Below are 21378 nucleotides of genomic sequence, written 5' to 3'. Positions count from 1 at the left end.
GCCGACCTGAATCAGCACTGAATTGTCTGTAGCTTAGCCTTTTGCCAGCAAGCGGCGAAAGCTTTGCGGGCCTCACAGCACAAGTTCGCAACAAATGTTGTGCAGAGTGCTTCGACAGACAAATTGCCGGCCTGCTGAAGCCCTAAGTCAGGTAGAATGCGCGCCCGGTTTTTGGAGAAGCTCATGACCCTGCTCAAATTCAGCGATGTGTCCCTTGCATTCGGCGCGATGCCGTTGTTGGACAAGGTGTCCTGGCAGATCGCCCGTGGTGAGCGGGTGTGCATCATCGGCCGCAACGGCACTGGCAAGTCCAGCATGATGAAACTGGTCAAGGGCGACCAGAAGCCCGATGACGGCTCGGTGTGGCGTGCCCCCGGTCTGAAAATCGGCGAATTGCCGCAAGAATTGCCAGTGGCCGACGATCGGACTGTGTTCGACGTGGTTGCCGAAGGCCTCGATGGTGTGGGCGCGTTGCTCGCCGAGTACCATCACCTTGCGCAGAACTGCGTCACTGAAGAAGACCTCAACAAGCTGATGCACGTTCAGCAAGACCTCGAAGCCCGTGATGGCTGGCGCTTGCAGACCCTGGTCGAAAGTACCCTGAGCCGCCTGCAACTGCCGGCCGACAAGACCCTCGCCCAGTTGTCCGGCGGCTGGCGTCGTCGCGTGCTGCTGGCGCAGGCGCTGGTGTCCGAGCCGGATCTGCTGCTGCTCGACGAACCGACCAACCACTTGGACATCGGTGCGATTGCCTGGCTTGAAGAAGCGCTGAAAGATTTCCAGGGCGCCGTGCTGTTCATCACGCACGACCGTTCCTTCCTGCAAAATCTTGCCACGCGCATCCTTGAACTGGATCGCGGCGGTCTGATCGACTGGAACGGCGACTACGCCAGTTTCCTCGTGCACAAAGAGGCTGCGCTGGCGGCCGAAGAAACCGCGAACGCGTTGTTCGACAAGAAACTGGCTCAGGAAGAAGTCTGGATTCGCCAGGGCATCAAGGCCCGTCGCACCCGTAACGAAGGCCGCGTCCGTGCCCTGAAAGCCCTGCGTGTTGAGCGCAGCGAGCGTCGTGAGCGCACCGGCAAGGCCAACATTCAGCTGGACACTGCCGACAAATCCGGCAAGCAGGTGATGGTGCTCGAGAACGTGAGTTTCGCTCACCCGGGCGGCCCGTTCCTGATCAAGGATTTCTCGATGGTCCTGACGCGCGGCGACCGTATCGGTTTGCTCGGCGCCAACGGTACCGGCAAGACCACTCTGTTGAAGCTGATGCTCAGCGGTCTGCAACCGACCAGCGGCACAGTGGAGGAGGGTACGCGGATCGACGTGGCTTACTTCGACCAGTTGCGCCATCAACTGGATCTGGAAAAAACCGTTATCGATAACGTTGCCGAAGGTCGCGACTTCATCGATATCGACGGCCAGAGCCGTCACGTACTGAGCTACCTTGGCGACTTCCTGTTCAGCCCGCAGCGTGCCCGCACGCCGGTCAAGGCGCTGTCGGGTGGTGAGCGTGCGCGTCTGTTGCTGGCCAAACTGTTCAGCAAACCGGCGAACCTGCTGGTCCTCGACGAACCGACCAACGACCTCGACGTGGAAACCCTCGAGTTGCTCGAAGAAGTGCTGCTGACCTTCAACGGCACCGTGCTGATGGTCAGCCACGACCGGGCATTCCTCGACAACGTCGTGACCAGCACCCTGGTTTTTGAAGGCGAAGGCAAGGTGCGTGAATACGTCGGTGGCTATCAGGACTGGATCCGTCAGGGCGGCTCGCCGCGCCTGTTGGGCGTGACCGAAAGCAAGTCGGGCAAGGCTGACTTGAATTCGGCGGTGGTCACTGCTGAGCCTGCTGTGGTCGCAGCGCCTGCCGCCGCTGCCCCGGCTGCCAAGAAGAAGTTGAGCTACAAGCTGCAACGCGAGCTGGAAGCGTTGCCGGGCGATATCGACGCCAAGGAACAGCAGATCGCTGCTGTTGAGGCTGAGATGGCTGAAGCCGGTTTCTACCAGCGTCCGGCGGCTGAAACGGCCAAGGTGATTGCTTCGCTGGAGCAGTTGCAGGCTGAGCTGGATGCGTTGGTGGAGCGATGGGCCGAGCTGGATGCCTGATTGTCTCTGATGTGAAAAAGCCCGGCGTTCAGTGATGAACGCCGGGCTTTTCATATGCGATGCGAGCTACAGGTCGATGCGGATCCATTGTTGGGGCGGGCTGATCGCTCCCACAGGTTATGTATCTCAGCGTTTGACGAGGTGCACCGCCAGCACATCGCAAGGTGCGCCGTGTAGTACATCGTTGGCGGTCGAGCCGAGGAGCAATGCCAGACCGTGACGACCATGGCTGCCGACCACGATCAGATCGCACGCCTGTTCCTTGGCGAAATGATGGATTTCCTGGCGTGGCTGGCCGTAGGTCAAGTGGCAGTTGGCGCCTTCGAGTTCGGAGTACTTGAGTTTCAAGCGCTCAAGCCGCTCTTTGGCCTGATCGAACTGTTGCTGTTGCAGTTGTGACAGGTCCATTGGCACGTCGCCACCGAACGCCATGGCCATCGGCTCGACGATATGCACCAGCGACAGCTTGGCGCCGTTGCTCACCGACAGCTCTCGGGCGCGGTGGATGACAGGGTCGCACTCTTCAGTCAGGTCTACGGCGACCAGGATGTGGTGGTAGGGCATGAGGTGCTCCTCGTGAGGGTTCAATATTGTTAAGTATGGCTGGTTTCAAGCGCATTGGTTCCAAAGTGACGCAATGGGCTCATCAAGATTCGGGAGTACAGATATGACGGTCTGGATAGTGGTGTCAATCCTGCTGGTGGTATTGAGTCCGCTGGCGTGGTTGCGTCCATCGCGCGCGCAGAGCGGGCGCATCGCCCTGCGTATGGAGGCGCGGCGCATCGGGCTGGCCATGCAGCTGGCGCCTCAGGAGTGGCCGCATTGGCTCTCGCAAGAGCCGCCAAGCCCCTGCGCGCAGTACCATCGCCCGCGGCGTGGCAATCAGCCGGCGTGCTGGACTTACTGGCAAAAATCGCCGGGTGTCTGGGTCAATCAGTGGCAGGAGGTCTGCGAGGATCGGGCACTGCTCAATCATTTCGAAAAATTGCCGGACAATGTCTACAAGGTCGAGGCGGATAAACAGATGATCGCCTTATATTGGGGCGAGAAGGGCGAAGCAACGGTTCTGCAGGATATCGACGCCACACTGAAAGCGCTGGCATGACGCGCGGACTTTTCGCACTGCAATGGTGTGAAGCGTCCGGCAGACGAGCAATAAAAAGCCCGACATGATTCATCGGGCTGGGTTGGCCAGGCAGGCCGGAAACTTTTTTGATGCCGGTCGCGTCGAGCGGCAAGCGCACTTTCTCTGTAGTCCCAGCCAGCGTAGCCTTTTAAACAGGGCTCGTTGCGAATTAGGGCGAATTTTCTAACTATTGATTCTATGAATGGCTTCACATGCAGACGCGTGTTGCTGGTCTTCGTGGTACGGAAATGACCGCAAAGTCGCATTTCAACCCGTATTTTGGGCGATTGACAATTGTCGGAAATTCCGTGAAGGTGACGTACCCAAATCAAACGGGCGTATGAATTGAGCGTTTGTCTTACAGACCGCTCCTACAGAATCCCGACTATCGCGTTGGCGGGTGTGCCGGGTGGATTGGCGTCAGCATCGACGAAAAAGCGTCCTGCCAAGCCATTCGCCTGCGTCCGACGTGTACTGTTCAGCTTCCATATCGTGGAGATCAGTTGATGATTTACGAAGGTAAAGCCATCACGGTTAAAGCTCTTGAAAGTGGCATCGTCGAATTGAAATTCGACCTCAAGGGTGAGTCCGTCAACAAGTTCAACCGTCTAACCCTGAACGAACTGCGTCAGGCCGTAGACACCATCAAGGCAGATGCTTCGATCAAGGGCGTGATCGTCAGCAGTGGCAAGGACGTGTTCATCGTCGGCGCCGACATCACCGAATTTGTCGACAACTTCAAGCTGCCGGATGCCGAGCTGGTTGCTGGCAATCTCGAAGCCAACAAGATCTTCAGTGATTTCGAAGACCTCAACGTCCCAACCGTAGTGGCCATTAATGGCATCGCACTGGGCGGCGGTCTGGAAATGTGCCTGGCGGCTGACTATCGGGTTATGTCCACCAAGGCCAAGATCGGTCTGCCGGAAGTCAAACTGGGCATCTACCCAGGCTTCGGCGGCACCGTGCGTCTGCCGCGTCTGATCGGTGTCGACAACGCCATCGAATGGATTGCAGCCGGCAAGGAAAACCGCCCTGAAGACGCCCTGAAAGTCAGCGCCGTCGACGCCGTGGTTGCTCCTGAGAAGCTGCAGGAAGCTGCCCTGGAACTGATCAAACGCGCTATCTCCGGCGAGTTCGACTTCAAGGCCAAGCGTCAGCCGAAACTTGAAAAACTCAAGCTGAACGCCATTGAACAGATGATGGCTTTCGAAACCGCCAAAGGTTTCGTCGCCGGTCAAGCTGGCCCGAATTACCCGGCGCCGGTTGAAGCAATCAAGACCATCCAGAAAGCCGCGAACTTCGGTCGTGACAAGGCGCTGGAAATCGAAGCTGCAGGTTTCGTCAAGTTGGCCAAGACCTCTGCCGCGCAGAGCTTGATCGGCCTGTTCCTGAATGATCAGGAGCTGAAGAAAAAGGCCAAGGCCTACGACGAAATCGCCAAAGACGTGAATCAGGCCGCTGTGCTTGGTGCTGGCATTATGGGTGGCGGTATCGCCTACCAGTCGGCCTCCAAAGGCACGCCGATCCTGATGAAGGACATCAACGAGCACGGTATCGAGCAGGGTCTGGCCGAAGCCGCCAAGCTGCTGGTTGGCCGCGTTGATAAAGGTCGCATGACCGCTGCGAAAATGGCTGAAGTGCTCAACGGCATTCGTCCGACCCTGTCCTACGGCGACTTCGGTCACGTTGATCTGGTTGTCGAAGCTGTGGTCGAGAACCCGAAGGTCAAGCAAGCCGTACTGGCTGAAGTCGAAGCCCAGGTCAAAGAGGACACCATCCTCGCGTCCAACACCTCGACCATTTCCATCAGCTTGCTGGCCAAGGCCCTCAAGCGTCCGGAAAACTTCGTAGGCATGCACTTCTTCAACCCGGTGCACATGATGCCGCTGGTGGAAGTGATCCGTGGCGAGAAGTCCAGCGAGCTGGCCGTCGCCACCACTGTTGCTTACGCCAAGAAAATGGGCAAGAACCCGATCGTCGTCAATGACTGCCCGGGCTTCCTGGTCAACCGCGTGCTGTTCCCGTACTTCGGCGGTTTCGCCAAACTGGTCAGCGCCGGTGTCGACTTCGTCCGTATCGACAAAGTCATGGAAAAATTCGGCTGGCCAATGGGCCCGGCCTACCTGATGGACGTAGTCGGCATCGACACCGGTCACCACGGTCGTGACGTGATGGCTGAAGGCTTCCCGGATCGCATGAAGGATGACCGTCGCTCGGCCATCGACGTGCTTTACGAAGCCAAGCGCCTGGGTCAGAAGAACGGCAAGGGCTTCTATGCCTACGAGGCCGACAAGAAAGGCAAGCAGAAGAAGGTCGCCGATCCGTCGGTGCTGGAAGTGCTCAAGCCGATCGTTTACGAGCAGCGTGAAGTCACTGACGAAGACATCATCAACTGGATGATGATCCCGCTGTGCCTGGAAACCGTGCGTTGCCTGGAAGACGGCATCGTTGAAACTGCCGCCGAAGCCGACATGGGTCTGGTCTACGGCATCGGTTTCCCTCCATTCCGTGGCGGTGCGCTGCGCTACATCGATTCGATTGGTGTTGCCGAGTTCGTTGCCCTGGCTGACCAGTACGCTGATTTGGGCGCGCTGTACCACCCGACCGCGAAGCTGCGCGAAATGGCCAAAAACGGCCAGAGCTTCTTCGGTTAAGCGCCCCCAACTAGAGTGAGAGTGAACTTATGAGCTTGAATCCTAGAGACGTCGTGATTGTCGACTTCGGTCGTACTCCGATGGGCCGCTCCAAGGGCGGCATGCACCGCAACACCCGCGCCGAAGACATGTCGGCGCACCTGATCAGCAAATTGCTGGAACGCAACAGCAAGGTCGATCCTGCTGAAGTCGAAGACGTGATCTGGGGCTGCGTCAACCAGACCCTGGAGCAGGGCTGGAACATCGCGCGCATGGCGTCGCTGATGACCCAGATTCCGCACACTTCGGCTGGCCAGACCGTCAGCCGTCTGTGTGGCTCGTCGATGAGCGCGCTGCACACCGCTGCGCAAGCGATCATGACTGGCAACGGTGACGTATTCGTGGTTGGCGGCGTCGAGCATATGGGCCACGTGAGCATGATGCACGGTGTCGATCCGAACCCGCACATGTCGCTATACGCGGCGAAAGCTTCGGGCATGATGGGCCTGACCGCTGAAATGCTCGGCAAAATGCACGGCATCACTCGCGAACAACAGGACGCTTTCGGCGTGCGTTCCCACCAGCTGGCCCACAAGGCAACTGTGGAAGGCAAGTTCAAAGACGAAATCATCCCGATGCAGGGCTACGACGAGAACGGTTTCCTGAAACTGTTCGACTACGACGAAACCATTCGTCCGGAAACCACCCTGGAAAGTCTGGCGGCCCTCAAGCCTGCCTTCAATCCAAAGGGCGGCACCGTGACTGCCGGTACTTCGTCGCAGATCACCGATGGTGCTTCGTGCATGATCGTGATGTCGGCGCAGCGTGCGCAGGATCTGGGTATCCAGCCGATGGCAGTTATCCGTTCGATGGCAGTGGCGGGTGTGGATCCGGCGATCATGGGCTATGGTCCAGTTCCGGCAACACAAAAAGCCCTGAAGCGTGCGGGCCTTGGCATCAACGATATCGACTTCTTCGAGCTCAACGAAGCTTTCGCTGCACAGGCTCTGCCAGTGCTGAAAGATCTGAAAGTGCTCGACAAGATGAACGAGAAGGTTAACCTGCACGGCGGCGCGATCGCCCTGGGTCACCCGTTCGGTTGCTCCGGTGCCCGTATTTCCGGCACCTTGCTGAACGTGATGAAGCAGAATAGCGGCACCTTCGGGGTGGCCACTATGTGCATTGGTCTCGGCCAAGGCATCTCCACCGTCTTCGAACGCGTTTAAGCGTCTCGTCGATGGAAGCCGGGGCCAAGTGCCCCGGTTTTTGTTTTTGTGGATTTATTTTGTTTTTATTTTGAAAAAATTTGAGTGAGGGCCGAAGCGTGCCGATACAACCTGGGCTCTACCAACATTACAAAGGTCCGCAGTACCGCGTATTCAGTGTTGCGCGGCATTCCGAAACCGAAGAAGAAGTGGTGTTCTACCAAGCCCTGTATGGCGATTACGGCTTTTGGGTTCGCCCCTTGAGCATGTTTCTCGAGTCGGTCGAGGTTGACGGCGAGCAGGTGCCACGCTTTGCTTTGGTGCAAGCCGAACCGAGCCTTTTTTCCAAGGCATAAGGCGAGTTCGCACAGAACCCTGTGCTTGACCTCACCTTGTATCAACTATATATAGCGGTGCCGCGTCAGGCGCCAACCGCCTTTCACTTCTAGAATTCAGGAATTTTCTGATCCATGGGCAAATCGCTGGTCATTGTGGAATCCCCGGCTAAGGCCAAGACCATCAACAAGTATCTGGGTAACCAATACGTGGTGAAGTCGAGTATCGGCCATATCCGAGACCTGCCCACCAGCGGTTCGGCTAGCGCCAGCAAAGAGCCAGCCGCCAAGCGCGGCAAGGCTGCTGCGGGCGAAGGTCCGGTGCTCTCGCCGAAAGAGAAAGCGCGCAAGCAGCTCGTCTCGCGTATGGGTGTCGATCCCGATCATGGGTGGAAAGCCCAGTACGAGATCCTCCCGGGCAAAGAGAAGGTCATCGAAGAGCTGCGCCGGCTCGCCAAAGATGCTGACACCATCTATCTCGCAACCGACTTGGATCGCGAGGGGGAAGCCATTGCCTGGCACCTGCGCGAAGCCATCGGTGGTGACGACAGCCGCTACAAGCGCGTGGTGTTCAACGAAATCACCAAGAAGGCGATTCAGGAAGCCTTCTCGGAACCGGGCGAGCTGGATATCGATCGCGTCAACGCACAACAGGCGCGTCGTTTCCTCGATCGCGTTGTGGGTTACATGGTTTCGCCGCTGCTGTGGGCGAAGATCGCCCGTGGCCTGTCCGCCGGTCGCGTGCAATCGGTTGCCGTGAAGCTGGTGGTCGAGCGTGAGCGCGAAATTCGTGCTTTCAACCCGGAAGAGTACTGGGAAGTGCATGCCGATCTCGGCACCACCAAAGGCTCGACCGTGCGTTTCGAAGTCGCTCGCGAAAAGGGCGAAGCCTTCAAGCCGCTGAACGAAGCTCAGGCCATGGCCGCGCTGGAGAAGCTCAAGGCTTCCAGCTACAGCATCGTCAAGCGCGAAGACAAACCGACCAGCAGCAAGCCGTCGGCGCCGTTCATCACGTCCACTTTGCAACAGGCTGCGAGCAATCGCCTGGGCTTCGGCGTGAAGAAAACCATGATGATGGCCCAGCGTCTGTACGAAGCCGGCTACATCACTTATATGCGTACCGACTCGACCAACCTCTCGGCCGATGCCGTGACGATGGCACGTGCTTACATCGAAGACGAATTCGGCAAGAAGTACCTGCCGGAAACGCCGAATGTCTACAGCAGCAAAGAAGGCGCGCAAGAGGCTCACGAAGCGATTCGTCCGTCTGACGCCAACACCATCCCGAGCAAGCTGACGGGCATGGAGCGTGATGCTGAGCGTCTCTACGAGCTGATCTGGCGTCAGTTCCTGGCGTGCCAGATGCTACCGGCGCAATACCTGTCGACCACGGTCAGCGTCGGCGCTGGTGACTTCGAGCTGCGTGCCAAAGGCCGTATCCTCAAGTTCGACGGTTACACCCGCGTGATGCCGCAGATTGCCAAGCCTGGCGATGACGACGTTCTGCCAGACATGGCGCAGGGCGACGTGATGAAGCTGATCAAGCTTGATCCGTCCCAGCACTTTACCAAGCCGCCGGCCCGTTACTCCGAAGCCAGCCTGGTCAAGGAAATGGAGAAACGCGGCATCGGTCGTCCTTCGACCTACGCAGCGATCATTTCGACCATCCAGGATCGCGGCTACGTGACCCTGCACAACCGCCGTTTCTACTCGGAAAAGATGGGCGACATCGTTACCGAGCGTCTGTCGGAGAGCTTCTCGAACCTCATGGACTACGGTTTCACCGCCGGCATGGAAGAGAACCTCGATGACGTGGCTCAGGGCGAGCGCGACTGGAAAAACGTGCTGGACGAGTTTTACGGCGATTTCAAAAAGAAACTCGAAGTAGCCGAAAATCCGGAAAATGGCATGCGTGCCAACCAGCCGGTCATGACCGATATTCCGTGCACCACTTGCGGTCGTCCGATGCAGATCCGTACTGCTTCGACCGGCGTTTTCCTCGGTTGCTCGGGCTACAGCCTGCCGCCGAAAGAGCGCTGCAAGGCCACGGTCAACCTGGTGCCGGGCGACGAAATCGCGGCGGACGACGAAGGTGAGTCGGAATCGTTGGTACTGCGTGGCAAGCATCGCTGCCCGATCTGCAGCACGGCGATGGACGCCTACCTGCTCGACGAGAAGCGCAAGCTGCACATCTGCGGTAACAACCCGGATTGCGCCGGCTACGAAATCGAAGAGGGCAGCTATCGCATCAAGGGCTACGAAGGTCCGAGCCTGGAATGCGACAAGTGTGGCAGCGAGATGCAGCTCAAGACTGGTCGTTTCGGCAAGTTCTTCGGTTGCACCAACCCGACGTGCAAAAACACCCGCAAACTGCTGAAGAGTGGTGATGCGGCGCCGCCGAAGATGGATCCGGTGAAGATGCCTGAGCTGAAATGCGAAAAGGTCAACGACACCTATATCCTGCGTGACGGTGCGTCCGGCCTGTTCCTGGCGGCCAGTCAGTTCCCGAAAAACCGTGAGACCCGTGCTCCACTGGTGATCGAGATTCTGCCGCACAAGGATGAGATCGATCCGAAGTACCACTTCTTGTGCGATGCGCCGCAGAAGGATCCTGATGGTTTGCCAGCAGTGATCCGCTACAGCCGCAAGACCAAGGAGCAGTACGTGCAGACTGAAGTCGACGGCAAGCCTACCGGTTGGAAGGCGTATTTCGACGGTGGCAAGTGGACGGTTGAAGACAAGCGCAGTGCGAAGGCCAAGGCCGAGTAAGCGTTAGTCAGGTACTGAAAAGGCCGTATGACAACCTTCGGGTTTTCATGCGGCCTTTTTGTTTTGTGCTTGCGGTGGGATCGGCTGATCCATGACACTGTCCGGCCTGTGTGAAGCAATTATTTCGTTGTGGAGAGCGCCGTCATGGCTCACGAACTCTATACCCGTACCAATCAGAAGATCTATTTCGCTGGCCTGTCGCTCGAAGCCTTGGCTCGCGCTGAAGAGGGGCGGGCGATGAATTCTCTGGCGTTGATTCAGGCCGGGCGTGAATCGGCGCTGTTTCACCTGTACGGTGCATTGCTTGGGCTGTGCCATGAGATCGCCGGGTTTTATCGTCTGCCGCAGGCCAATGCACCTCGGGCAGAAATGCTGCTGACGCGTGAAGTGCTGGAGTCGATTGCGATTCCCGAACTGGCCGAAATGGTTGAGTTGGCGGGCAACTCTGAAACCTGGCTGGCAAAACTGCTGGCTGCACACTCGGCAATGTTTCAGCCACCACGGGTGCCACACAAACCAAAGGGCGACGTCACGCAGCCGTTGATTCAGGCAGTCAATCTGGATGAAGAAGAGGCGCCGCAAGAGCTAAGTCGAGAGGAACTGGAGAGCTGGCGGCAGAACTTGAAAGGTCTGGCGATACGTTTCCGCGAAGGCTTGAACGAGTGCTGAGGGCGATTGACACGGTGGCAATCTGAAACATGCTGCTGGTCAAGATCCCGAGCGAAGCCTGAATGATGTCTATATAATCCCTGCCTTTCGTGGAGAACAGACCTATATGCCAACGTCCTTTCTAGAAATTGTCGAGTTACCCGACGGCCGAATCGAACTGCGCAGGGCTGAGGACGAGGGTTCTCTGGTGACTCTGGATTTCTCCGAGGATGCCAAGACATTCCTGCAGGGTCAGCATGTGGAAATCGCCAAGGCGATGCTGAGCGTCGGCGTGCAGATGGCAGGCCGGATGATCGAGGGTGAGTTCGATAAAGAAGAGGGGCCGCGGGTTCTTCATTGATTCCCGGCTGCTTCAGGTTCTTGTCGAGACCGCTTCAGATCGGCTTCTCTGTCCTTGGAGAAGCCCTGCGCTTCACACAGCGCGCTTAACTTGTGATCAACCCAATCGAATGTTCAGGCTTTGAGCGTCGCCCATGCGTGCAGCGCTGATCAGTTGTTGCCGTGAACTTGTGTTCAACGGGTTTAGCCAGGTGACCACTGTGTGGCTGCGACCCAGTCGCAAGGCTTCGCAAGCGAGTTGCTGAGCGCTTTGAATGCCTCGCGGTTGCAGCAGCAAAATGCGTTCGCGGTTAAGGCCAGCATCGCGCAGCCACGATTGGGTCAGGCTGGCAGGCGGCGCGATCAGTGTCAGCCAGCGTGCGTCCTGATCGTCGCTCAATTCACGAAGGATCGGGGCCAGCAGGTTCAAACAGTTCCCGGTCGCACCGCGCAGTGACAGCTCACTGAATACTTCAGGTTCGGCATTCCAGGGGCGTTCGACCACATCTTTCAGGATCGGCGCCATCGGTTGCGCCAGAAACGCTTCGAATAAAGGCAGTTGTGTTTGCTGAGGGGTGTGTGGGAACTGCATAAAGCCTCCTTTAGCGGCGGATTACGCCGACACTCAAGCCTTCGATCACCAGTTCCTGATCTTTCAGGTCGACTTCGATAGGGGCGAACTCAGGGTTTTCGGCAATCAGCCAGACTTTGCTACCTTCACGCTTGAAGCGTTTGACGGTCACTTCATCGCCGATACGGGCGACGACAACCTGACCATTACGTGCTTCGCGAGTGGTATGAACAGCGAGCAGGTCGCCGTCGAAAATGCCGATGTCCTTCATGCTCATGCCGTGCACGCGCAGCAGGTAGTCGGCGCGAGGGTGGAAGAACGCTGGATTGATGTTGCAGGATTCCTCGATGTGCTGCTGGGCGAGGATCGGTGCACCGGCAGCGACCCGGCCAATGATTGGCAGGGTAGAGTCGTCGGGCTTGGCTTCAAAGCCGGGGATGCGAATGCCGCGAGAAGCGCCAGGGGTCATTTCGATGGCGCCCTTGCGGGCCAGTGCCTTGAGGTGTTCTTCCGCCGCGTTGGGCGACTTGAAACCCAGCTCCTGAGCGATTTCCGCGCGGGTTGGCGGGTAGCCGTTGTCTTCGAGGCAACGTTTGATGAAGGCCAGAATCTCGGCTTGGCGTGGCGTCAGCTTTAGCATAATGATCGCTCTGTCTTTTTATACAGTGACTGGGATTATATACAGTGAAGCGGTCTTGGCAATGCTCGTTTTTTTGCACGCCGCCGGACGGTCGACCTATCGGCTTATTAATGCGTTGACCTTGTGTGGTTAAATAGCTGACCGACCATTCCCAAAACGAACCGGCAGGCTTGACAACGCACAGGCTGAAACGTATGTTTCAAACAAGTGTTTGTCAGGCGGAGTAGCCATGGCCCAGTCGGAAACCGTTGAACGCATTCTTGATGCTGCCGAGCAGTTGTTCGCGGAGAAAGGTTTCGCTGAAACCTCATTGCGTTTGATCACCAGCAAGGCTGGCGTCAACCTGGCAGCGGTTAACTATCACTTCGGCTCCAAGAAAGCGCTGATTCAGGCGGTTTTTTCGCGGTTCCTCGGGCCGTTCTGCATCAGCCTCGACAAAGAGCTGGAGCGCCGTCAGGCCAAGCCTGAAAACAAGCCGACTCTGGAAGAACTGCTGGAAATCCTCGTCGAACAGGCCCTCGTGGTTCAACCACGCAGCGGCAACGATCTGTCGATTTTCATGCGCTTGCTGGGCCTCGCGTTCAGCCAGAGCCAGGGCCACTTGCGCCGTTATCTGGAAGACATGTACGGCAAGGTGTTCCGCCGTTACATGCTGCTGGTCAACGAAGCGGCACCCCGCATTCCTCCTATCGAATTGTTCTGGCGCGTGCATTTCATGCTCGGCGCCGCAGCGTTCAGCATGTCCGGCATCAAGGCCTTGCGTGCGATTGCCGAGACCGATTTCGGCGTCAACACCTCCATTGAGCAGGTCATGCGCCTGATGGTGCCGTTCCTCGCTGCGGGCATGCGAGCCGAAACTGGTGTCACTGATGCGGCCATGGCGACTGCGCAACTGCGGCCCCGCAGCAAGTCAACGCCGGTAGCCGCCAAGGTTTAACCGCGCACGGGTGGGCGCGGCAGCTTGTATCCGCTAAGCTAGCCGCCCATGCCGACTCTCGTTCTGAACCCGTTCTCCATCGATATCGCCGACCTGCCGGGCACCGCCCTCGGTGGCGATTTCGTGCGGATCGGGTTTTTAGTTTTCAAGGAATCTCTATGACTGCTGGCCTGCAAGGCTCGTTGATGGTGGACGTCGCCGGTACCTGGCTGACGGCTGAAGATCGCCAATTGTTGCGTCAGCCCGAAGTGGGTGGCCTGATCATTTTTGCCCGCAACATCGAGCACCCACGCCAGGTGCGTGAGCTGAGCGCGGCGATCCGCGCGGTTCGCCCGGACTTGCTGCTGGCGGTGGATCAAGAGGGCGGTCGCGTGCAGCGTCTGCGTCAGGGCTTTGTACGTCTGCCGGCCATGCGCGCCATCGCCGACAATCCGAATGCCGAGTATCTGGCCGAGCAATGTGGCTGGATCATGGCCACCGAAGTGCTGGCAGTCGGGCTCGATCTGAGCTTCGCACCTGTGCTGGATCTCGATTACCAGCGTAGCGCCGTGGTCGGCACCCGTTCATTTGAGGGCGATCCCGAACGTGCCGCGCTGCTCGCCGGGGCGTTCATTCGCGGCATGAACAGCGCAGGAATGGCTGCCACCGGCAAGCACTTCCCGGGTCATGGCTGGGCCGAGGCCGATTCCCACGTCGCCATCCCCAACGACGAGCGCAGTCTCGAAGAGATCCGCGCCAACGACCTCGTGCCGTTCGCCAGGCTCAGCAAGCAACTGGCCGCCGTCATGCCGGCTCACGTCATTTACCCGCAAGTCGATTCGCAGCCAGCCGGCTTCTCCCGGCGCTGGTTACAGGACATCCTGCGCGGCGAATTGCAGTTTGACGGTGTGATCTTCAGCGATGACCTGTCGATGGCTGGCGCCCATGTGGTCGGCGATGCTGCCAGCCGCATCGAGGCGGCGCTCAGCGCCGGTTGCGATATGGGCCTGGTGTGCAACGACCGCGCCGCTGCCGAACTGGCCCTGAGCGCCGTGCAACGCATGAAAGTCAAGCCGTCTGCGCGTATCGCGCGGATGCGCGGCCAGTCGTTTGCCAGCACCGATTACCGTCAGGATCCGCGCTGGCTCACCGCCATCGGCGCGCTCAAAGACGCTCAACTGATTGATTAAGGATTTTTCGCTATGACGGTTTACGCAATCATCGGTGGCACCGGCCTGACTCAACTTGAGGGCTTGAGCATTCGCCAATCGCTGGCGGTAGATACGCCTTATGGCGCACCCTCCGCCGAAGTGCAGATTGGCGAATACGCCGGCAAGGAAGTGCTGTTCCTCGCCCGTCACGGTCACCCGCATCGCTTCCCGCCGCACAAGGTCAACTACCGCGCCAACCTGTGGGCGTTGAAGCAGGCCGGCGCCGAAGCGATCATCGCGGTGAATGCCGTCGGTGGCATTCACTCAGCCATGGGCACCGGGCATTTTTGCGTGCCACATCAGATCGTCGACTACACCAGCGGTCGCGAGCACACCTATTTCGCCGATGATCTGGAACACGTCACTCACATCGACTTCAGCTTTCCCTACAGCGAGCCGCTGCGTCAGCAGTTGATCGCCGCCGTGGCTGCTGAAGGCTGCGACTACAGCGATCAGGGCGTATATGCCTGCACCCAGGGCCCACGCCTGGAAACGGTCGCCGAAATCATGCGTCTGGAACGAGATGGCTGCGACATCGTCGGCATGACCGGCATGCCGGAAGCAGCGCTGGCCCGAGAGCTGGATCTGGATTATGCGTGTCTGGCGCTGGTGGTGAATCCGGCAGCGGGCAAGACCACGGAAGTGATCACCATGGCCGAAATCGAGCAGGCGTTGCATGACGGAATGGGCAAGGTGAAGTCGACGTTGGCGCGGGTGCTGGCTGACTAGGGACTGCCCATGAGCATTCTCATCGAACAGCTTAAGTCGTTGGCCTGGGCTCGGGCATTCACTAGCAATGCCCTGGTCAAGGCTCGGGCTTATGCCGCCGGTGATCGGGTAGAGATCATCGAGATCGATGACAGGAAGATCGAGGCATTCTGCGTCGGCTCGGAAGATCAGGCGTATGAACAAACCATTTACCTGTCCGAAGATCGGCGGGGTTCCGTCAACTTGCGTTGCCTGTGCACCTGTCCTGTCGCAATCGACTGCAAGCACTGCGCTGCGGTGCTTTATCACCTGCAGGGCAGTGATCATGAGGCGTCTGAAAATGACGCACAGATCCAGTTGGGGCGGGCGCTGGAACATTGGCTTTCGACCATCCCCGTGCCGGCCAAGCCCGCTGAAGAAGGCGCGCAAACCGCAGGCACGCGCCTGTTTTACAAGCTCAAGCCAACGTCAGTGAGCGGCAAGTGGCTGCTCGATATTTTCAAGGTCTCCCAGCTTAAGAGCGGCGAGTTACGCGAAGTCAAACCGATGTATTCGCTAGCGGAAATGCTCACGCGTCAGCCCGGCTACCTGTCCGAGCTGGATCTGCGCGTCGCCAGGCTGCTGGTTGCCATGCACTCGCACCACGCCTATTACAGCGGCTATCCGCTGGAAGGCAGCAGCGGTGCCGAACTGCTGGAAATGCTCCTGCGCACCTCGCGGCTTTTCCTCGATTTCGTGGATCTGCGACCGTTGGTGCCGGGCGCGAAACGCATAGGCCAGTTCGCCTGGGCCGAGCAGGCCGACGGCGGGTTCCGCGCGCAGTGGAGCAGTGCCGAGGCAGCGCAGGAAACCGTGCTGGCGCTGGAGCCGCTTTATTACCTGGATCGTGAACAGCGGCAGATTGGCCCTCTGTTCAATGAGCTGGAAGAAAAACTGGCCAGTCATTTGACTCTGGCGCCTGACATTCCGGCGCGTCAGGCCATGCAGTTCAGTCATCGCATGAGCGCCGCAACGAGAATCCCGCCGCCCCACCAACTGACCGAACGAGTCATCGACGACGTACTTCCGCAGCCGCAACTCACCCTCGTCAGCGGTCGGGAGCGCTCGCGCTGGGAATACGTTCTTGAGCACCGCGCCGCTCTGGTGTTTACCTACAACGGCCAGCCGACGGTGGATCGCAACCCGGAAGTAATGATCCTCAACGGTACCGAAACCCAGCGCATTCAACGCCAGCCTGCGGTGGAAAAGAAACTGCGCCAGATTCTGCAAAAGCACGGCTTCAAGAAAGCCACCCGCAAGAGTTCGCTGGATCGTCCCGGCGAGATGTTCACGTTGCCGGATGATTCCGCCTGGCTCGGGTTTATGCACGAAGGGCTTGCCACGCTGTGCGCCTTGAACTGGGAAGTCGAGATCAGTCCCGGCTTTCATTTCAATGTGCAGCCAGTCGAGCATTGGTACGCCGAGGTCGAGGAAGAGGCTGGCCATCAGTGGTTTGATTTGCAGTTGGGTATTGTCGTCAATGGCCAGCGCTACAGTTTGCTACCGATCCTTCTGCACTTGTTGCGCACCCAGCCGCGCTTGCTTGACCCGGTCAATCTGGCACAACGCAGCGATGACGAAAAACTCCTGATCGAACTGAAGCCCAGCGGTTTTGGCGACCCATCGGGCGCCAAGGTCGCGCTGCCGCTGAGTCGGGTCAAACCGCTGATGGCCACGCTGGGCGAGTTGTACCTGGGCGGTCATCAGGGCGATGCACTGCGCTTGAGTGTCCCGGACGCCGCGCGCTTGAGTATGCTCGATGGCGTACCGCTGGATTGGCAGGGTGGCGAGCGGCTGCGCACCTTTGCCAAGCGCCTGCAGAACGCCAGTCACACCCACGTCGCTGCGCCGGCCGGCCTTAACGCGCAACTGCGCCCGTATCAGCTCGAAGGTCTGAACTGGATGCAAACCCTACGCGAGCTTGAAGTAGGCGGCATTCTGGGCGATGACATGGGTCTGGGCAAAACGCTGCAAACCTTGGCGCATCTGCTCACGGAAAAACACGCCGGACGCCTCGATTGCCCGGCACTGGCGGTGATGCCGACCAGCCTTATTCCCAACTGGCTCGACGAGGCCGAGCGTTTCACCCCCCAGTTGAAAGTATTGGCGCTGCACGGCTCGGGGCGGCAAAAGGATTTCGCTGATCTGGCTGAGTACGATTTGGTACTGACCACTTACGCGTTGTTGCCGAGGGATCTGGAGGTCTTGCAGCCGCAGACGTGGAGCGTGCTGATTCTCGACGAAGCGCAGAACATCAAGAACCCGCTCAGCAAAGCCGCGCAGGCCGCGCGCGACTTGCAGGCCCGCCAGCGCTTGTGCCTGAGCGGCACGCCATTGGAAAACCACTTGGGCGAGCTTTGGTCGCAGTTTCATTTCCTCATGCCCGGTTGGCTCGGCGACAGCAAGTCCTTCAATCGCGATTACCGCACGCCAATCGAGAAGCACGGCAATGTTCAGCGCATGCAGCACCTGACAGCGCGCATCAAGCCGTTTTTGCTGCGCCGCAAAAAGGATCAGGTCGCCACTGAATTGCCACCGAAAACCGAAATTGTCCATTGGGTCGATCTCAGCGACGGCCAGCGCGACGTCTATGAAACCGTTCGTGTGGCGATGGACAAAAAAGTGCGCGACGAAATTGCCCGCAGTGGCGTGGCGCGCAGTCAGATCATCATTCTTGATGCATTGCTCAAGCTGCGTCAGGTCTGTTGCGACTTGCGCCTGATCAACATGCCGCTGACGGCGAAGGCGCTGCGCTCCGGCAGTGGCAAGTTGGTCAGCTTGATGGAAATGCTTGACGAGCTGCTCAGCGAAGGTCGCCGGATCCTGTTGTTTTCGCAGTTCACCTCGATGCTCGCCTTGATCGAGGAAGAATTGCAGCAACGTGACATTGGCTATTCGCTGCTGACCGGCGAAACCACGGATCGACGCACGCCGGTGAAGGATTTTCAGGGCGGCAAGGTGCCGCTGTTTCTGATCAGTTTGAAGGCCGGAGGTACCGGTTTGAACCTGACCGCTGCGGACACGGTGATTCACTTCGACCCTTGGTGGAATCCGGCGGTGGAAAATCAGGCCACTGATCGGGCGTATCGAATCGGGCAAAACAACCCGGTGTTCGTTTACAAGCTGATCGCTCGCGGCACGGTGGAGGAAAAAATACAGGCGCTGCAACAGGAGAAAGCGGCGTTGGCCGGAGCGGTGCTTGAGGGCGGAACGACGGGCGGCTGGAAGCTGGAGCAGAGTGATATCGAAGCACTGTTTGCGCCATTACCTGGTTCCAGGGAGTGATAGCCTAAATCGGAGGGCAGTATCGGATGGCCCCATTGCTGGCAAGCCAGCTCCCACAGGTTTCGTATTGTTCACAAAATAGTGTTCAACCCTAAATCACTGTGGGAGCTGGCTTGCCTGCGATGGCTATTTATCTGAAAAAGCAGATCTCAGCGCTTGTCGAGCTTATCCGGCAACGGTGCAAACAATGCTTCGATATCGTCGTTCTGCAGCTTCCAGTCTCCAGCCTTGCGCCCGTCCAGCACGCCGGCTGCGAGGTCGGACTTTTCCCTTTGCAGATGCTGAATCTTCTCTTCCACCGTGCCTCGGGCAATCATCTTGTAGACGAAAACCGGCTTCTCCTGGCCGATCCGATACGCACGGTCCGTCGCCTGATTCTCGGTCGCCGGATTCCACCACGGGTCGTAGTGAATCACGGTATCCGCTTCGGTCAGGTTCAGGCCGACACCGCCAGCCTTCAGACTGATCAGAAAGATCTGACGCTTGCCGCTCTGGAATTCCTTCACCGGTGTGCGCCGATCACGGGTCTGGCCCGTCAACAGTGCGTAGGCGACATTGCGTTTTTTCAGCTCGTTTTCGATCAGTGACAGCATCGACGTGAACTGCGAAAACAGCAGAATCCGCCGACCTTCCTCGAACAATTCTTCCAGCATTTCCATCAAGCTATCGAGCTTGCCCGACGTGCTGCCGCGGGCGGGCAGCGTGGCGTCGTTGACCAGGCGCAAATCACAGCAAACCTGACGCAGCTTCAGCAAGGCTTCGAGAATGATGATCTGACTGCGCGCCACGCCTTTGCGGGTGATCTCGTCGCGGACTTTCTTGTCCATCGCCAGGCGCATGGTTTCGTACACATCGCGCTGGGCTTCGTTGAGATCGACCCAGTGGATGATTTCCGTCTTCGGCGGCAGTTCAGTCGCAACCTGTTCCTTGGTGCGGCGCAGCAGAAACGGTTTTATCCGACCATTGAGGTGCTGAAGTCTGACTTCGCTGCCGCGCTTTTCGATGGGCACACGGTAATCGGCGTTGAAGCTTTTGACGTCACCGAGCCAGCCTGGCAGCAGGAAGTGGAACAGCGACCACAATTCACCGAGGTGGTTTTCCAGCGGTGTACCGCTCAGGCACAGGCGCTGGCGGGCATTCAGTTCGCGGGCTGCCTGCGCCGCTTTGCTGTTCGGATTCTTGATGTATTGCGCTTCGTCCAGCACCAGTACGTGCAGCGGCTGTTGCGCCAGACGCTCGACATCCTTGGGCAGCAAAGCGTAGGTGGTGAGGATCAGATCAAAATCAGCCAGATTGTCGAAGTGCTTTTTGCGGCTGGCGCCGTATAGCGCGACCACTTTCAACTGCGGCGTAAAATGCGCTGCTTCATCGAGCCAATTCGGAATCAGGCTGGTGGGCATCACCACCATGCAGGGCCGATCAAGTCGTCCGGCGTTTTTCTCGCTGAGAATATGCGCCAGGGTCTGTAGGGTTTTACCCAGACCCATGTCGTCCGCGAGAATCCCGCCGACTTCCAGTTGTCGCAGTGATTGCATCCAGCTCAAGCCTTCGAGCTGATAGGGGCGCAGCGTCGCGTTCAAGCCTTCTGGCGCTTCTGTGCTGAAGTCGCGGATGTCGCGCAGACGTTGCGCAAATGTGCGGATCTGCTCGCCGCCCTCCCACAGCAGCGGAATGCCCTCCAGCGAGTTAAGGCGCGTTGCGTCGGCCCTGCTCAGGCGCAGGGTGGTTTCACCCGGTTCCTGCAAGTAGAACTCGCCCAGAGTTGCCAATACCGGCTTCAATCGCCCGAGTGGCAGCGCCACTTGCAGCGGCCCGTGCTCGCTGTTGCGCTGCGGAATATTGACCAGAATCAGCTCGTCATCGCGGCGGCGCGCAAGGCGTTCCGGGTTGAGAATCTCTGCGTGCGAACGCATCAGGTTGAGCAGGATCGGCAGCAGGCTCAAGCGCTCGCCGTTGACGATGATCCCCAGCTCCAGATCAAACCAGTCGCGTTCCGGCGCCTGCTCGACCGTGGCGTACCAGTCATCCACCGCCGTCAGATCAAAGCCGAATTCCTCATCGATCTGCAATTCCCAGCCATGGGTGCGCAGCTTCGGCAAATCGTTAAGGGTAAAGGTCAGCCACGCGCTGTCATTGACCATCTCATACAGTTCGCCGGCACTTTCCGGCAGTGCCTTGCTCTGACGGGTGGCGATACGGAAGCCGAGGATTCGTAACTGCTCCCGGTAGGACTGTTCGACTTCCGGATGGCGTTTTATCCGCAGTGTCTGGGTTTCCTGGCGAATCAGGATATCGCTGTTCTTCTGCCCGCTGACGTATTCGTCCAGATAGCTGAACGACAGCGCTGCGCGATGTTGAATGTAGCGCTGCATCTTGCCGTTGCGCGGCTCGAAAGCGCTGAACTCGACACTGGCCAGCCACAGGCGTGGCACCGGCTGCACGTTGTCCACCAGCACTTGTGGTGGCGCTTTCGGGCTGCGGTTTTCCAGTACGGCCTGGAGTTTTTCCAGCAGTTCGGCGTCTTTCGCGGCGGCGGGGTAGTCGAGGGTTTCCTGGATTTGCAGCAATACCGCTGCGCAATGTTTGCAGTTGGTGCGAACTGGGCAGGTGCAGGCGGCGTCGACCAGCAGCAAAGTGCCTTTGGCTGACTCGCGTAGGTGAATGGTCTGACGGTAGACGTTACCGCCCGAGCCTTCGCAACTGGCGGTGATGGTCGCATCGCCTACTTGCGCGATGCGTACCCGGTTTTCCAGGGCGTAGCGGCGGCCACGCTCCAGGCTCTGTTCCTTGAATCGGCTGACCCAGGAGGGTGCCAACGGTTTACTCAGGGGCGCGGACATAAGGACT

Annotated in this window: 16 protein-coding genes; 12 read left to right on the top strand and 4 right to left on the bottom strand. The window is 58.7% G+C overall.

Translation table 11 applies throughout. From position 1 onward, the window contains the following. Positions 1 to 183 precede the first annotated feature (183 nt). Positions 184 to 2106, top strand: a complete 1923-nt coding sequence (locus tag KI231_RS20100) for an ATP-binding cassette domain-containing protein (RefSeq protein WP_103305062.1) — start codon at positions 184 to 186, stop codon at positions 2104 to 2106. Positions 2107 to 2232: 126 nt separating this feature from the next. Here KI231_RS20100 and KI231_RS20095 read toward each other — a convergent pair whose 3' ends face one another. After that, a complete protein-coding gene (locus KI231_RS20095) occupies positions 2233 to 2670 on the bottom strand; it encodes a universal stress protein (protein ID WP_007910454.1) in 438 nt (145 codons plus the stop codon). 103 nt (positions 2671 to 2773) lie between these two features. Between KI231_RS20095 and KI231_RS20090 the strand changes: the two genes are divergently transcribed. From KI231_RS20090 to KI231_RS20060, 7 genes are all read left to right on the top strand, one after another. Then, on the top strand, positions 2774 to 3211 hold the full coding sequence (locus KI231_RS20090) for a hypothetical protein (protein ID WP_213026139.1): 438 nt from the start codon (positions 2774 to 2776) through the stop codon (positions 3209 to 3211). A 527-nt stretch (positions 3212 to 3738) separates the two neighbouring features. After that, complete coding sequence (gene fadB / locus KI231_RS20085; protein WP_213026138.1) at positions 3739 to 5886, top strand: fatty acid oxidation complex subunit alpha FadB; 2148 nt, start codon at positions 3739 to 3741, stop codon at positions 5884 to 5886. Positions 5887 to 5915: 29 nt separating this feature from the next. After that, positions 5916 to 7091, top strand: coding sequence for an acetyl-CoA C-acyltransferase FadA (fadA, locus tag KI231_RS20080; RefSeq protein ID WP_102356365.1), 1176 nt, complete (start codon positions 5916 to 5918; stop codon positions 7089 to 7091). 98 nt (positions 7092 to 7189) lie between these two features. Next, positions 7190 to 7426: a DUF1653 domain-containing protein gene (locus tag KI231_RS20075; protein ID WP_007910467.1), complete on the top strand. Its 237-nt coding sequence runs from the start codon at positions 7190 to 7192 to the stop codon at positions 7424 to 7426. 114 nt (positions 7427 to 7540) lie between these two features. After that, a complete protein-coding gene (gene topA / locus KI231_RS20070) occupies positions 7541 to 10174 on the top strand; it encodes a type I DNA topoisomerase (RefSeq protein ID WP_213026137.1) in 2634 nt (877 codons plus the stop codon). A 144-nt stretch (positions 10175 to 10318) separates the two neighbouring features. After that, positions 10319 to 10843 carry a DUF6586 family protein gene (locus KI231_RS20065; RefSeq protein ID WP_103305067.1) on the top strand — a complete coding sequence of 175 codons (525 nt, stop codon included), beginning with the start codon at positions 10319 to 10321 and terminating at the stop codon, positions 10841 to 10843. A 106-nt stretch (positions 10844 to 10949) separates the two neighbouring features. Further along, positions 10950 to 11183, top strand: a complete 234-nt coding sequence (locus KI231_RS20060; RefSeq protein WP_008082203.1) for a hypothetical protein — start codon at positions 10950 to 10952, stop codon at positions 11181 to 11183. A gap of 96 nt (positions 11184 to 11279) precedes the next feature. Here the strand turns inward: KI231_RS20060 and sulA are convergent, their stop codons facing one another. Both sulA and lexA read right to left on the bottom strand, forming a co-directional pair. Continuing rightward, the gene (gene sulA / locus KI231_RS20055; RefSeq protein ID WP_103305068.1) at positions 11280 to 11753 is read right to left on the bottom strand and encodes an SOS-induced cell division inhibitor SulA; all 474 of its coding nucleotides are present in this window, start codon (positions 11751 to 11753) and stop codon (positions 11280 to 11282) included. Between the two features lie 10 nt (positions 11754 to 11763). Further along, the gene (gene lexA / locus KI231_RS20050) at positions 11764 to 12372 is read right to left on the bottom strand and encodes a transcriptional repressor LexA (protein WP_090284744.1); all 609 of its coding nucleotides are present in this window, start codon (positions 12370 to 12372) and stop codon (positions 11764 to 11766) included. Positions 12373 to 12601: 229 nt separating this feature from the next. Here lexA and KI231_RS20045 point away from each other — a divergent pair, with 229 nt between their 5' ends. The 4 genes from KI231_RS20045 to KI231_RS20030 all read left to right on the top strand — a co-directional run bounded on the left by KI231_RS20045 (position 12602) and on the right by KI231_RS20030 (position 18531). Next, positions 12602 to 13309 carry a TetR/AcrR family transcriptional regulator gene (locus tag KI231_RS20045; RefSeq protein ID WP_007910473.1) on the top strand — a complete coding sequence of 236 codons (708 nt, stop codon included), beginning with the start codon at positions 12602 to 12604 and terminating at the stop codon, positions 13307 to 13309. 170 nt (positions 13310 to 13479) lie between these two features. Continuing rightward, positions 13480 to 14478 carry a beta-N-acetylhexosaminidase gene (gene nagZ, locus KI231_RS20040; RefSeq protein WP_177431424.1) on the top strand — a complete coding sequence of 333 codons (999 nt, stop codon included), beginning with the start codon at positions 13480 to 13482 and terminating at the stop codon, positions 14476 to 14478. Positions 14479 to 14490: 12 nt separating this feature from the next. Continuing rightward, entirely contained in the window at positions 14491 to 15228 is a 738-nt protein-coding gene (locus KI231_RS20035) for an S-methyl-5'-thioinosine phosphorylase (protein WP_213026136.1), read from the top strand. A gap of 9 nt (positions 15229 to 15237) precedes the next feature. Further along, on the top strand, positions 15238 to 18531 hold the full coding sequence (locus KI231_RS20030) for a DEAD/DEAH box helicase (protein ID WP_213026135.1): 3294 nt from the start codon (positions 15238 to 15240) through the stop codon (positions 18529 to 18531). Positions 18532 to 18680: 149 nt separating this feature from the next. On the opposite strand, the gene KI231_RS20025 is transcribed toward KI231_RS20030, so the two are convergent. After that, positions 18681 to 21371, bottom strand: coding sequence for a DEAD/DEAH box helicase (locus tag KI231_RS20025; RefSeq protein ID WP_213026134.1), 2691 nt, complete (start codon positions 21369 to 21371; stop codon positions 18681 to 18683). Positions 21372 to 21378 lie beyond the last annotated feature (7 nt).

It is taken from the genome of Pseudomonas sp. Seg1 (assembly GCF_018326005.1).
Taxonomy (GTDB): Bacteria; Pseudomonadota; Gammaproteobacteria; order Pseudomonadales; family Pseudomonadaceae; genus Aquipseudomonas.
Note: the sequence above shows the minus strand (reverse complement) of the source record. Positions and strands in the feature narration are given on the sequence as shown.